Source organism: Streptomyces sp. NPDC043427 (assembly GCF_056436655.1).
Genome location: NZ_JBWKCC010000001.1, coordinates 685,475 through 697,923 on the forward strand (window position 1 = coordinate 685,475; position 12,449 = coordinate 697,923).

The 12,449-nt window shown below is 70.3% G+C and carries 8 protein-coding genes and 1 pseudogene; all 9 read right to left on the reverse strand.

What is annotated here, in order from left to right; all coding sequences use genetic code 11:
* Window positions 1-652: 652 nt before the first annotated feature.
* The 9 genes and pseudogenes from AC067M_RS03200 to AC067M_RS03240 all read right to left on the reverse strand — a co-directional run bounded on the left by AC067M_RS03200 (window position 653) and on the right by AC067M_RS03240 (window position 12,432).
* Window positions 653-1,045: a glycoside hydrolase family 3 N-terminal domain-containing protein gene (locus AC067M_RS03200; RefSeq protein ID WP_478695223.1), complete on the reverse strand. Its 393-nt coding sequence runs from the start codon at window positions 1,043-1,045 to the stop codon at window positions 653-655.
* Between the two features lie 91 nt (window positions 1,046-1,136).
* A pseudogene (locus AC067M_RS03205) lies at window positions 1,137-1,427 on the reverse strand (glycoside hydrolase family 3 N-terminal domain-containing protein); the annotation flags it as partial.
* Window positions 1,428-1,580: 153 nt separating this feature from the next.
* Window positions 1,581-5,153, reverse strand: a complete 3,573-nt coding sequence (locus AC067M_RS03210; protein ID WP_478695224.1) for a glycoside hydrolase family 32 protein — start codon at window positions 5,151-5,153, stop codon at window positions 1,581-1,583.
* Between the two features lie 83 nt (window positions 5,154-5,236).
* Window positions 5,237-6,781 (reverse strand): glycoside hydrolase family 32 protein, encoded by a 1,545-nt coding sequence (locus AC067M_RS03215; protein WP_478695225.1) that lies wholly within the window; start codon window positions 6,779-6,781, stop codon window positions 5,237-5,239.
* A complete protein-coding gene (locus AC067M_RS03220) occupies window positions 6,778-7,830 on the reverse strand; it encodes an ATP-binding cassette domain-containing protein (protein WP_478695226.1) in 1,053 nt (350 codons plus the stop codon). The genes AC067M_RS03215 and AC067M_RS03220 overlap by 4 nt, the downstream gene beginning before the upstream one ends.
* Window positions 7,827-8,780, reverse strand: a complete 954-nt coding sequence (locus AC067M_RS03225) for an ABC transporter ATP-binding protein (protein WP_478695227.1) — start codon at window positions 8,778-8,780, stop codon at window positions 7,827-7,829. Before AC067M_RS03225 ends, AC067M_RS03220 begins: the two co-directional genes overlap by 4 nt.
* A 3-nt stretch (window positions 8,781-8,783) precedes the next feature.
* Window positions 8,784-9,704 (reverse strand): ABC transporter permease, encoded by a 921-nt coding sequence (locus AC067M_RS03230; protein ID WP_478695228.1) that lies wholly within the window; start codon window positions 9,702-9,704, stop codon window positions 8,784-8,786.
* Window positions 9,705-9,717: 13 nt separating this feature from the next.
* Window positions 9,718-10,695 (reverse strand): ABC transporter permease, encoded by a 978-nt coding sequence (locus tag AC067M_RS03235; RefSeq protein WP_478695229.1) that lies wholly within the window; start codon window positions 10,693-10,695, stop codon window positions 9,718-9,720.
* Between the two features lie 96 nt (window positions 10,696-10,791).
* Entirely contained in the window at window positions 10,792-12,432 is a 1,641-nt protein-coding gene (locus AC067M_RS03240) for an ABC transporter substrate-binding protein (RefSeq protein ID WP_478695230.1), read from the reverse strand.
* Window positions 12,433-12,449 lie beyond the last annotated feature (17 nt).

Here is a 12,449-nt window from a genome sequence, read left to right on the forward strand (position 1 = left end):
GGTCCGGCCGGGGGCGGTGGCCGGGATCGTCTCGGTTCAGGGCGCGGACAGCTCGAACCGCGTGACGCGGACCGAGCCACCGAGCGCCTGGGCGGCGTGGTTGAAGAAAGCAAAACCAGGAGCGGCCCTGGCGTGTTCGCAATATCGAACGAGGGTCGAAGTGTCGAGCAACCTGGATCATAGAGAAGCTGTGAGCGGCGTCAATACATCTCACATGATTCGCGAGCAACACCGAAACGGTCACACCGCTTATGAATGGAAAGCCGCAGGTCTTGGCGCCCTCTTTCGCGGCGATCTCACCAGTTCGGGAAGGCGTCTCGAACCCGCCCGCAGCGGATTCCCCTACCAGCGCGCAGAGGCTCCGCCCCCGAAGGTTGCGCGGCGGGGCTCGTCCGTCGATTCGTGCGGCGGGATGGCCCCACACGGCTTGCCTCACCGTGCGGGGCCCGCGGCTGGGGAAGGCGTTCTGGTCGTGCTTCAGGAGGGCCGCCGTGGTGAAGCTCGCGGCGGCGCCTGCGGGCAGTCGGTAGCTGTACGTCGTATCGCCCCAGGGGACGTCGAACGTGGCCGTGCCGCTGCCGGACTTGTAAGCCACCGACAGTTGGGTGCCGTCGGGCAGTTGAGCGTTCTTGCGCCATGGCGTTGGGGCCGATCAGTGCGACGCTGCGGATGCCTTCCGGCGACGGCGTCGGCGGCAGGTCTGCCTCGTCACAGCTGCCCTCCGGCGTCGGCGGCAGGTCCGCCTGCTCGCGGCTGCCGCCCAGTGCCAACGGCAGCAGCTCGCCCTGGTTGCGCAGCAGCACCATCCCCCGGGCCGCGACCTCCCGCTCAACAGCCGGGCGTTCTCGGTCATCGGCGCCGACTCGATGCCGTCGTCGACACCCGAGTAGGCGGCCATCACGCTCCAGGGCTCGGCCTCGGCGATGACCTGCTCGAACGGCGCCAGGTAGACCTCGCGCAGGGTGCGCTCGTCCAGCCGGGAGCGGTAGCGGGTGCGGTCGGTCTCGGAGTCGTTGGCGACGAAGTGCTTCAGGCACGCGCTCACGCCCCGGTTCTGCAGACCGCGTACGAGGGCGGCGGCCCAGGGTGCCGGTGAGCAGGGGGTCCTCGGAGAAGTACTCGAAGTGCCGTCCGGCGACCGGGGTGCGCTGAAGGTTCACCACCGGGCCCAGGACGACGTCGACGCCCTTGCGGCGCGCCTCCGTCGCGAACAGGTTCCCCAGCCGCTCGGCGAGTTCGGTGTCCCAGGTGGCCGCGAGCGCGCTCGGCGCCGGGGCCAGCAGACCGGTTTCGGCCGGGCCATCGCCGGTCCCGCGTACTCCCTGCGGGCCGTCCGACATCGTCACCGCCGACAGACCGAGGCGGCTCTCAAGTCCCGCTCGGCGCCCCGGCTCCGCGACCCCGCAACCATGGCGACGCCGCCGCATCAGCGCGTCCGGGGTGCCGCCTGTTCGTGTGCTGCGCCCGTTCCCACAGTCAAGCTGTAGGAACGTCGGCGCGCACGGATGGGCATGGCCACGACGGGTGTGGCTCCCGAACAGGTCACGGATCGAACTCTTGCTTGTCGGCTTGGCCGGCGGTCACAGCTCCTTCGCGTAGGTGTCCTGGTACGCCGCCCTCCCTCCGAACACGTTCAGGCCGATGTGTCCGCTCGTGTACGTCGTGTCCGTCACGTCGATGATCCGCTTGCCGTCGAGGAACACCTGGATGCGGTCGCCCTCGGTGAGGATGCGGACGGGGTAGGTCGTGCCGCGGCGGACCAGAGCCGGGACGCGGGCGAGGGCGGCGCCGTCCTCGAAGTAGCCGTTGGCCTTGGCGACCAGGCGGATCACGCGTAGGTCGGGGTCGATGTTGAGGCAGTAGGCGTCGGCGCCGTCGGAGGAGGCGCGCCAGAAGAGGGAGAGGGCGCCGCCCGTGTCCGGGTCGGAGCCGCCGAGCCGGACCAGAGTCGTGAGGTCCAAGTCCGTCGCCGTGCGGGCCGAGATCGCGTTGGAGTCCTTGTCGAAGCTTCCGGCGCGGCCCGCGCTGTCCGTCGACCAGCGGCCGGCGGGGGTGATCGTCAACTTGCCGAGGTCCGAGCGGAATTCACCGCCGCTCGGAGCGGCCACCAGCGGCTTCACACGGTCCACCAGGCGGAAGGTGCTGTCGAGCCTGTGCACCGTGAGCGACTCGATGTGCGCGGTGCCGCCCTTGGCGTAGAACGCCATGCCGTCGGCGTCCGGGCCGGGGAAGATCAGGCTGGTCACGACGGCCTGTCCGTCCGCGCCGAATGCCTCGACCGAGGACGAGTCGACGTACACGCGCAGGGTCGCGCGGCCGTCGGTCGTCTTCATCGGCGCGGTCGTGCGGCCCGTGAAGTACTGCGTGAAGTCGCTCAGGCCCGATGCCGAGCGGTCCACGAACAGTTCCTGGGTCTCGGCGTCGTATCCGACTGTCGTGTGGTGGTCGTCGTCGGTCCGGAGCCGGAAGCCGATCTCCGTGGCGGTGCCGAGGGTGATCTCGGCCTCGATCTCGTAGGCGATGCCCCGGACTCCCGCGAGCGGGTTCGCGGAGGTGGGGCCGACGGCGAGGTCCTCGCGGGTCGTGGTGGACGTGCGCAGCGTGACCAGCTCCGGGACCGGGCGCTGCGCCAGGCGTACGCCGTCGGCGGTGTCCGTGAGGGTCAGTTCGCGGGGGGTGCTCAGCTGGCCGTTCCAGCCGCCGGTCGGGGCACTGAAGGGGTAGTCCCAGTTGCTCATCCAGCCGAGCCAGACGCGGCGGTCGTCGGGCAGGCCGTAGAAGGACATGGCGGCGTAGTAGTCACGGCCGGAGTCGGCGCGCAGGACCGTGCCGGCCTTCTGGTCGGGAGTGAAACCGGTGCCGTTCCACTCACCCGTGAAGTACTGGGCGGCCGAGCCGTTCGTGGCGCGTACGGCACCGGTGCTCAGGGTGAGGACCCACTTCACCTTGTCCTTGTCGCCGTCGACGGGGAGCGGGAAGAAGTCGGGGCACTCCCAGACGCCGGGTGTGGCCCAGTCGCCGTAGCCGAAGGAGCTGACCTGGGTCCAGGTGAGGAGGTCGGTGGAGGTGAGGAAGCGGATGTTGTCGCCGCCGGAGACGACCATCAGCCACTGGTCGTGGGCCTCGTCGCGGATGACCTTCGGGTCGCGGAAGGTCCAGCCGGCGTCGGGGCCGCCCGGGTTCTGCACGGCCGGACTCGAGCCGCCGTGAAGCTGCCATGATCGGCCCTTGTCCTTGCTGTACGCGATGCGCACGCTCGCGTTCCCGCCCGGCTTGTCCGGGTGGTAGCTCGTGTAATAGGCGATCAGGCCCGGGCCGCCGTCGAAGAGACCGGAGGTGTCGTCGGCGTCCACGACCGCGCAGCCGGTCCAGCAGTGGCCGTAGGCGTTCCAGGGCAGGGCGATCGGCAGGGGCTGCCAGTGGACGAGGTCGGTGCTGACCGCGTGCGCCCAGCGTCCCTCGTCCTGGTGGAAGAGGTGGTACTCGCCGTCGTGGTGCAGCAGGCCGCAGGGGTCGCTGGTGGGGCCGGTGAGCTGGGAGTAGTGGTACGTGGGGCGGTACGGCTCGGTGAAGTGGTCGGCGGTGCTTCGGACTTCGACGTTCTGGAAGTACGACGTCCCGTGCGCGGCCGCGGTGCCGAAGGCGGCGCCCTTGGTGCGGGACACGCGGGTCTTGAGCGCCCGTACGCCGTCCACGTACACCTCGATGGTCCTGCCCGTCGCGCGGGCCTCGACGCGGTACGTGCCTGCGGCCGTGATGCGCCGGACCGGGCCGGAGGCGGAGGCGAGGCGGGTGCCGGAGGAGCGGTCCAGCAGGACGACGGCGTTGCGGCCGGCTTCCACGCGGGCTTCGTAGCCGCCGGAGCCGTCCGCGGACGCGCGCAGGACGAGGCCGGCCGAGGAGGAGCGGTCGCCGGGCGTGATGTCGGCCCTCGCCACCAGGTCGCCGTCGGTGAAGGGGGCCGTGCGCAGGCCGTTCTCGCCGCGGATGCCGCGCAGGTCCGGGGTCCAGGTGCCGGAGCGGGCCGTCCAGCCCTGGAGGCCGGTGGTGAGGTCGGCCGCGGCGATGTTCTCGAAGGACACCTCGCCGGCCGAAGCCGTGACGGCGAGTCGGCCCTTCGTGTGGGTGGAGTCCTGGGCGGTGATGACGGGGCTGTAGCCGTCGGGAGAGAGGAAGTTGGTCTGCCAGTGCACGCGCAGTTCGTCGTGTTCGGCTTCGACGCGCAGACGGTAGACCGTGTCGGCCTTGATGGTGGTCGCGTAGGTGCCGAGGGTGACGTTGCCGTCGATGCGGTAGAGCCTCAGCCTGCCCTGGTCCGCGTCGACTTGGACGCCGTAGCCGTGCGTGGCCGTGGCGTCGGTGCGCACCAGCAGTGAGGCGATGGCGGAGGCGTCGTGCAGGAGCAGGTCGGCTTGGAGCGCGGTGCCGTACGTCTTGGTCGTGGTGATGGCGCGGGCGGTGGCCCCCTGGGTCGGGGCCGCGCGCCAGCCCAGCGGACTCGCCGTCCAGGTGCCGCCGCTCGTGGTCCAGCCGGTGAGGTTGGTGGTGACCGAGGAGAGGGAGGGCGGGCCGAAGGTGACCTTGCCGCCCTGGGCGAGCAGGCCCACCGAGCCGGTGTCGTGGCGGTGATCCTCGGTGTGGAGGAGCCGCTTGCCGTCGACATGCACCGTCAGCTCGGGTCCGTCGACTGCCACTTCGAGGTGGTAGGGCTTTCCGGCCTGCGCGCCCGGGAGTGGGGCGGTGGCGAGTGTGTCGCCGCCGGCCAGGTCGTAGAGCCGTATGCGGGCGCGGCCGGGGTCGAGGGCGACCGCGTATCCGGTCGAGCCGTCGAGGGCGGCCCGGAACACCAACGCGCCTACGGCGGAGGAGGATCGGGGCGTGATGCGGGCCGCGTACGTGCCCTTGGCCGCGAGTTGCTGCTCGGACAGGGCGAGGGCGGGCCCGCGTCGGCCGGCGGTCGCCTTCTGGCCGCCGTCCAAGGTGCGGGTCCAGGTGCCGGCGACGGGGATGGGGTCGGGAATCGGGGCGGGCACCGGGGTTGCTCCGGCGGCGCTCGGGTCGGCGGCCTGCGCTGCGGGGAGGATGCCTGCGAGAGGCAGCAGGGTGGCGGCGGTTCCTCCCGCGAGCAGGAGAGTACGGCGGGAAACGCTCATGGCGGCTCCTGAGGGAGAACAGGGGGGTGGACCACGGCCCGGGGGGACGTCCACCCCGCGGGCCGTGGCCGTGTGTAAGACCGTCACGGCCACAGCGGCCGGGGTCCGTCGGTGAAGGCCGACGCCATCTGCCAGGCGTCGAACCGCTCCAGGGCCACGTCGCCGTCGGTACCGATACCGACGCCGACGGCCTCGTCCGGGCGGGTGGGGTAGATGCGGGCGGTCAGGGCACGCCCGTTGGCGAAGATCTCCAGTGCGGAGTGGTCGACGAGGACGCGCAGGTCGACCCGGCCGTCGGGGTCCAACCGCAGTTCCCCGTGCCGGGGTTCGGTGTCGACCGTCGGGTCGAGACTGCTGGTCTCGCGGTGCAGTCGGAGGGTGCCGCTCGCTCCGTCGGGCGCCCGGCTCACCTCCACGACCGTGCGTTCCGCGCCGTCCGGTGTCTCGCGGAGCACGAGCCGGGCGGTCGCTCCGGGAGCGAGACGCAGGGTCGTCTCGATGTCCAGCTGGTCCCCGCGCACGGCGGACAGCCGGGTGTACGAGTCGGCCAGCCGGCCCGGAGCCACCTCTACGCGCTCCCGCCGCAGCTCGGTCAGCTCCGGCACCGGGGCCTGGTGCAGGCCGCCGTCCGTGGCGAGCGTGACGACCCTCGGCAGGGACATCACACCGCACCAGCCGGCCTGCGCGTTCGCCTCGTCCGTCCGGCCCTCCTGGAGCCAGCCGAGCATGATGCGGCGGCCGTGCTCGTCACGGGTGGACTGGGGGGCGTAGAAGTAGCGGCCGCCGTAGTCGAGGCGGTGGAGGGCGGTCGGGGTGAAGGTGTCACCCTGGTAGCGGCCGGTCCAGTACAGGGGGTGGTGGGTGGTGCCCTCGTCCCAGGCGGAGAAGACCAGCACGTCGGTGCTGCCGGCCTCCTCGTCCTCGCCGAGCCGGAAGAGGTCGACGCACTCCCACATCGTGCCGGTCCAGTCGAGCTCGCCCTGGTTCTGCGAGGCGTCGCCGGTCAGCAGGGGGCCGACGTAGCGCCAGCTGCGCAGGTCGTCGGATTCGTACAGGAAGGCCGTTCCGCCGGCGCCCCGGATTCCCGAGCCCACCAGCTGGCGCCACACCGTGTTCTCGCCGGAGCCCTCCCGCCAGACGCAGTGGTCGCGGAAGGCCGTGATGTCGACGCCCTCCGGCGGGGCGGTGATGACGGGGTTGGCCGGGTCCTTGGTCCAGTACCTCAGATCCGCCGATCCCCTGGCCACGCACGGGAGTTCATGCTCGCCGTGCCTGCCCGAGTAGACGAGCGTGGGCACTCCCCTGTCGTCCACCAGGACACCGGACCAACAGCCGTCGCGGTCCGGGCCGTCCGAGCCCGGCACCAGGGCGACCGGCTCGTCGGCCCAGTGCACGAGGTCGGTACTGGTGGCGTGGCCCCAGTGGATGCGGTGGTGGGCGGCGGCGAGCGGGTTGTACTGGTAGAAGAGGTGGTAGACGCCGTTCCAGTGACTCAGCCCGTTGGGGTCGTTGAGCCAGCCGCCCGGCGAGGTGAAGTGGAAGCGGGGGCGGTGGGGGTCGCGCAGGGCGCGCTCGGCCAGCCCCTCGGCGGTGTGGCTGCCGGAGGGGAAGGTGAGGTCGTGGGTCATGCGGCGGTGGTCTCCGCTTTCTCAGTGGCGTCGGTGTCGTCGGTGGCCTCGCCGTCCGGCCGGTCGGTGGCCTTGAGGACGCGGCGGGCGATGTCGGAGGCGGGTGCGCGCAGATGGCAGCGCACCCAGTGGGGTTGTCCGTCGTCTTCGCCGACGATGTGGCGGACGGGCTCGGTGCGGCTGCACGTGCCGTCGTCGCCGTAGGGGCAGGAAGTGGGGTTGAGGATCGCCTCGCGCAGGCGGGCGCGCTCGACGGGGTCGTAGCTGCCGGCCCGTTCGGGGTCGGGTACGGCGGACAGCAGCAGGCGCGTGTAGGGGTGGGCGGGGGCGTCCATGACGGCCAGTGCGTCGCCGCCCTCGACCAGTTCGCCGGCGAACATGACCATCGTGGTGTCGGCGAGGTAGCGGGCGGAGCCCAGGTCGTGCGTGATGTAGAGCATGGCGATGTTCCGCTCGTCGCGCAGGCGCCGCATCAGGTTGAGCACGCCGACGCGCACGGAGACGTCCAGCATCGACGTCGGTTCGTCGGCCAGGATGAGGCGCGGTTCCACCGCCAACGCGCGAGCGATGGAGACGCGCTGACGCTGGCCGCCGGAGAGTTCGTGCGGGTAGGACTGGAGCATGTCCTCGGTCAGGCCGACCGTTTTCATCAGCTCGCGCAGCGCCTCTGGTGTGGCGGAGTGGCCGTGCAGGACGAGGGCCCGGGTGAGGAAGTGCTCGATGCGGTGGACGGGGTTGAGTGAGCCGAAGGGGTCCTGGAACACCATCTGGACCTTGCGGCGGTACGCCCGTGACGCCCGGCGCTGCTCGGTGCGCAGGACGTCCTCGCCGTCGAGCAGCACCTGTCCGGCGGAGGGCTGTTCGAGGCGGGCGAGACAGCGGGCGATGGTGGACTTGCCGCTGCCGGACTCGCCGACCAGGGCGGTGATCCGGCCGGCCGGGAGATCGAAGGAAACGTCGTTGACGGCACGGACGCGGCGCCGGGAGAAGACGGTGCCGACCTGGAAGTCCTTGGTCAGACCGCGTACGGACAGCAGGGGCTGGGTCATCGCGGGGCTCCCTGGGCACTCTGGGCCGCCCACCGGCCGGGGGCGATCTCGCGCAGGTCGGGGATGTTCGTGGAGCAGTCCGAGCGGTCCTCGGGACAGCGGACGTGGAAGCCGCAGCTGTCGGCGGTGCGCGGGGCGTCGAAGAGGCCGGTGAGTTCTTGGCGCGGGCCGGTCAGCGGCGGGAAGGCGTTCATCAGCGCCTCGGTGTAGGGGTGGAGCGGCTGGGCGAACAAGTCCTTGGCGTCGGCGAGTTCGACGATCCGTCCGCCGTACATCACGCCCATGCGGTCCGACAGCTCGACCATCAGGGACATGTCGTGGGTGATGAAGAGGATGGAGAAGCCCAGCTCGCGCTGGAGGTCGCGGATCTGCGCCATGATCTCCTGCTGCACGACCACGTCGAGCGCGGTGGTCGGCTCGTCCATGATCAGCAGCCGGGGGTGGAGTGCGACGGCCATGGCGATGACCACGCGCTGGCGCATGCCGCCGGAGAGCTGGTGCGGGTACGCCTTCAGCCTTCCCGGGTCGATGCCGACCAGCCGAAGCAGCTCGCCGGCCCGCTCCCGCGCGGCCCGCTTCTTCATCCGCTCGTGGGTGGTGAAGATGTCGACGATCTGCTCGCCGATCGTCAGGACGGGGTTGAGCGAGTTCATCGCCGACTGGAAGACCATGGCGATCTCCCGCCACCGGAAGGCGCGCAGCTCGCGTGCGTCGAGGGCGAGGACGTCCCTGCCCTGAAAGCGGATGCTGCCCGCGGTGATCTCCGCCGGGGGCTTCAGCAGCCGCATCACCGCGTTGGCGATGGTCGACTTGCCGCAGCCGGATTCTCCGGCGAGGCCGAAGATCTCTCCGGCGCCGATGGAGAAGGAGACGTCGTCGGCGCCCACGACGGTGCGTCCGTCGCCGCGGTATTCGACGCGCAGGCCGTTCACCTCAAGTACGGGTTCCATGGCTCAGCCCCTCCTCTCACGGCGGGAACGGCGGTTGCGCAGTCTGGGGTTGGTGACCTCGTCGACCGCGTAGTTGACCAGCGCGAGCGCGAACGCGACGAGCGCGATGCACAGTCCGGAGGGGACGAAGGCCCACCACGTGCCGGTCATCAGCGCGCCGTCGTTGCCGGCCCAGTACAGGTTGGTGCCCCAGCTGACGACGCTGCTGTCGCCGAGGCCGAGGAACTCCAGGCCGGCCTGGGCGCCGATGCCGAAGATCACGCAGCCGAGCAGCGTGGTCATCACCACGGACGCCATGTTGGGCAGGATCTCGCGGAACATGATCCGCAGCGGGCGCTCCCCCGTGACGACGGCCGCTGCCACGAAGTCCTTGCCGCGGATCGACTTGGCCTGCGCGCGCAGGACCCGGGCCGAGCCCGCCCAGCCGGTGACGACGAGGACCAGGATCACGGTGGAGGTCCCGGGCGGCAGGAACGCGGCCAGGATGATGAGCAGGGGCAGGCCGGGCAGCAGCAGGAAGACGTTGGTGACCAGGGTCAGCGCGTCGTCCACGATGCGGCCGAAGTACGCGGACGCCAGGCCGACGACGATGGCGACCGCGGTTGCCACGAGCCCCACGGTGAACCCGACGAAGAGGGAACTGCGCGCACCCCACAGGGTGAGGGCGAGCACGTCCTGTCCCTTGGCGGTCGTACCGAGCCAGTGTGCGGCCGAGGGGGCCTGGCTGCCCGTGGAGTTGATGAGCGACGGGTCGCCCGGTGCCAGGACGGGCGCGAGCAGGGCCAGCAGCGCGAAGAGAGCGAGCAGGATCAGCCCGGTCAACGCCTTCTTGCTGTCGATGAGCTGGCGCAGCAGGCCGCGCCGGCGGGAGGTGCGCGCGGGGGCGGTCGGCGTGGCGGCCGTCGCGATTTCGATGGCGGTCATGTCGGCAGCCTCCTCAGCGGACGCGGACGCGCGGGTCGAGGCGGACGTAGACGAGGTCGACGAGGAAGTTCGCGATCAGTACCGCCGCCGTGATCGTCAGGAAGATGCCCTGCATCAGCGGGTAGTCCAGGCCCTGGACGGACATCAGCAGCTGGTAGCCGATGCCGGGGTAGGCGAACACGACCTCGGTGAGCAGGGCGCCGCCGACGACGAAGCCGAGTGCCATGCCGAAGTTGGTGACGGAGGGCAGCAGGGCGTTGCGGGCTGCGTAGCGGAACATGATCCGCGAGGGGCTGAGCCCCTTCGCCTCGGCCATGGTGATGTAGTCCTCGGCCGCCGTGGCGATCATGGTGTTGCGCATGCCGAGCATCCAGCCGCCGACGGAGACCAGCACGATGGTCAGCGCCGGCAGCACCAGGTGGGTGGCGACGTTGGAGAGGAACTCGCCGTTGAAGCCGGGGGTCAGTCCGACGTCGTAGGCGTGCCGCAGCGGGAACCAGTTCAGGCTCACCCCGAACAGGTACAGCGCGCCCATGGCCAGCCAGAAGTACGGGAACGAGCCGACGAAGATCAGCAGGGGCGGGAAGGCGGAGTCGAGGACGCCGCCGCGCCGCCAGGCGGCGACGATGCCGAGCAGGTTGCCGACGACGGCCGCGACGACGAGCGCGACGCCGCCGAGCAGCAGGGTCCAGCCGATCTGCGAGCCGATCACCTCGGAGACCGGGGTGGGGAAGCGGGTGATGGAGATGCCGAGGTCGCCGGTGAAGACGCTCTTGACGTAGGAGACGTACTGCTCCCAGAGGGGGCGGTTGTCGAGACCGAAGAGTTTTCGCAACTGGGCTATCTGGTCGGGCTGCATCGTGCCCTGGGCCTGCGCGAACATCCGCGAGACCGGGTCGCCCGGCATGAAGCGCGGGAGAACGAAGTTCAGGGTGATGGAGGCCCAGAAGGCGAGCAGATAGAACCCCAGGTTGCGCAGGATCAGACGCACGGGTCGTGCTCCCTGTCGGTGGGGGGTGAACGTGTGGCTCGGTGCGCGGGGCGGCCGCCCGGGGAGGAGGGCGGCCGCCGGTCCGTGCGGGCGGCGTCAGCCCTTGACGGGCTTCAGCGACGTGAGCACGAGGACCGTGCTGCCGTTGCGGTTGCCGAGGGTGGCGTACGGGTTCTCTTCGGTGGGCCAGCCGGTGAAGCGGGCGTCCGTGTACGCGCCCCACTCGGGGCCGGTGAACAGCGGGACGACGGGCGCGTCCTTGTCGTACAGCTCCTGCAGGCCGTTCATCTGCTCGCGCTGCGCACTCTCGTCCGTGGCCGCGGCGAAGGCGTCGATGAGCTTGTCGGCCTTCTTGTCGCCGAAGCGGTGGTAGTTCTCCGTGGCCTGCTTGCCGACCGGCTGCACCATCTTGGTCGACATCACGCCGCGGAAGTACTCGTACGGGGTGGCGCCGTTGTTGCTCCACACGATGCCGGTGTCGAAGGTGCCGGTGTTGTACGAGGACGAGACCGCCGACCAGTCGGGCGTTTTCACGGTGGCGGTGATGCCGACCTTCGCGAGGTCCTGCTTGATGATGTTGGCGACCGAGATCCAGTCGGAGGAGGCGGAGCCGACGGAGATGTCGAGTGTGAAGTTCTTGCCGTTCTTCAGCTTCCGCTTGCCGCCGCTCTCCTTGTAGCCGGCCGCGTCGAGGGCCTTGGCCGCCGCGTCGGTGTCGTGCTTCGTCCAGGCGCAGGACGCGGCGAGGTCCTTGTCGCGCCACTTGTCGTACGTGCGGGCCAGGCCCGTGCAGTCGGCGGGTTCGGCGTAGCCGTTCATCGCGACCTTGGTGATCTGGTCGCGGTCGACGGCCATGCTGAGCGCCTTGCGCACGGCCGGGTCGTCGAAGGGCGCCTTGGTGGTGTTCAGCTGCCAGTTGATCATGGCGCCGGTGGCGGGGAACCAGTAGTGGTTGTGCTTCTTGTCCTTGGCGACGAAGGACTTCTCGATGTCCGGGATGAACGACTGCGTCCAGTCCACCTCGCCGTTGGTGAAGGCGATGTTGGCGCTGTCGTTGCCGGAGAACGCGAGCATCTGGATGCCGGCGATCCGCTGCTTGTCCGGCTGCCAGTAGTCGGGGTTCTTGCGCAACTCGTACGACTGGCTCTGGAACTTCTCGATCTTGGTGTACGGGCCGGTGCCGACCGGGTTCGGGTTGGTGAACTTCGCCGGGTCCTTCACCTTGGACCAGATGTGCTTCGGCACGATGTAGTGACCGCTGATCTCGTAGAAGGCAGGCGAGAACGCCTTGTTGTAGGAGAACTTCACCGTGTGGGCGTCGACCGCGGTGACCTTGTCGAGGTAGTCGAAGCCGCCCAGGACCTTCTTCTGGAGCTCGAAGGTGTAGACGACGTCGCCGGCGGTGAGTGCCTGGCCGTCCGACCACTTGACGCCCTCACGCAGCGTGAAGGTGAGGGACTTGCCGTCCTTGGCCTGCTCCCACTTGGTGGCCAGCCACGGCGTGTCCTTGGCGTCCGCCATGCTGTGCACGACCAGCGGCTCGTAGACGGCCTCCTTGGTCATGGGGGCGGCCTGCGGGGAGAGAGGGTTGAAGTTGCGCGTGAACGTCGCCAGGTCCTCGCGCGGGATGGTGAGCAGCTGGTTGCCGGAGGTGTCACCGGCGCCGGAGGCGCCCGAGCCACCCGTACAGGCGGACAGGACCAGGGCCGCGGCGGCGGTCGCGGTGACCGCTCTCAAGACGGCTCGCGGCCGCC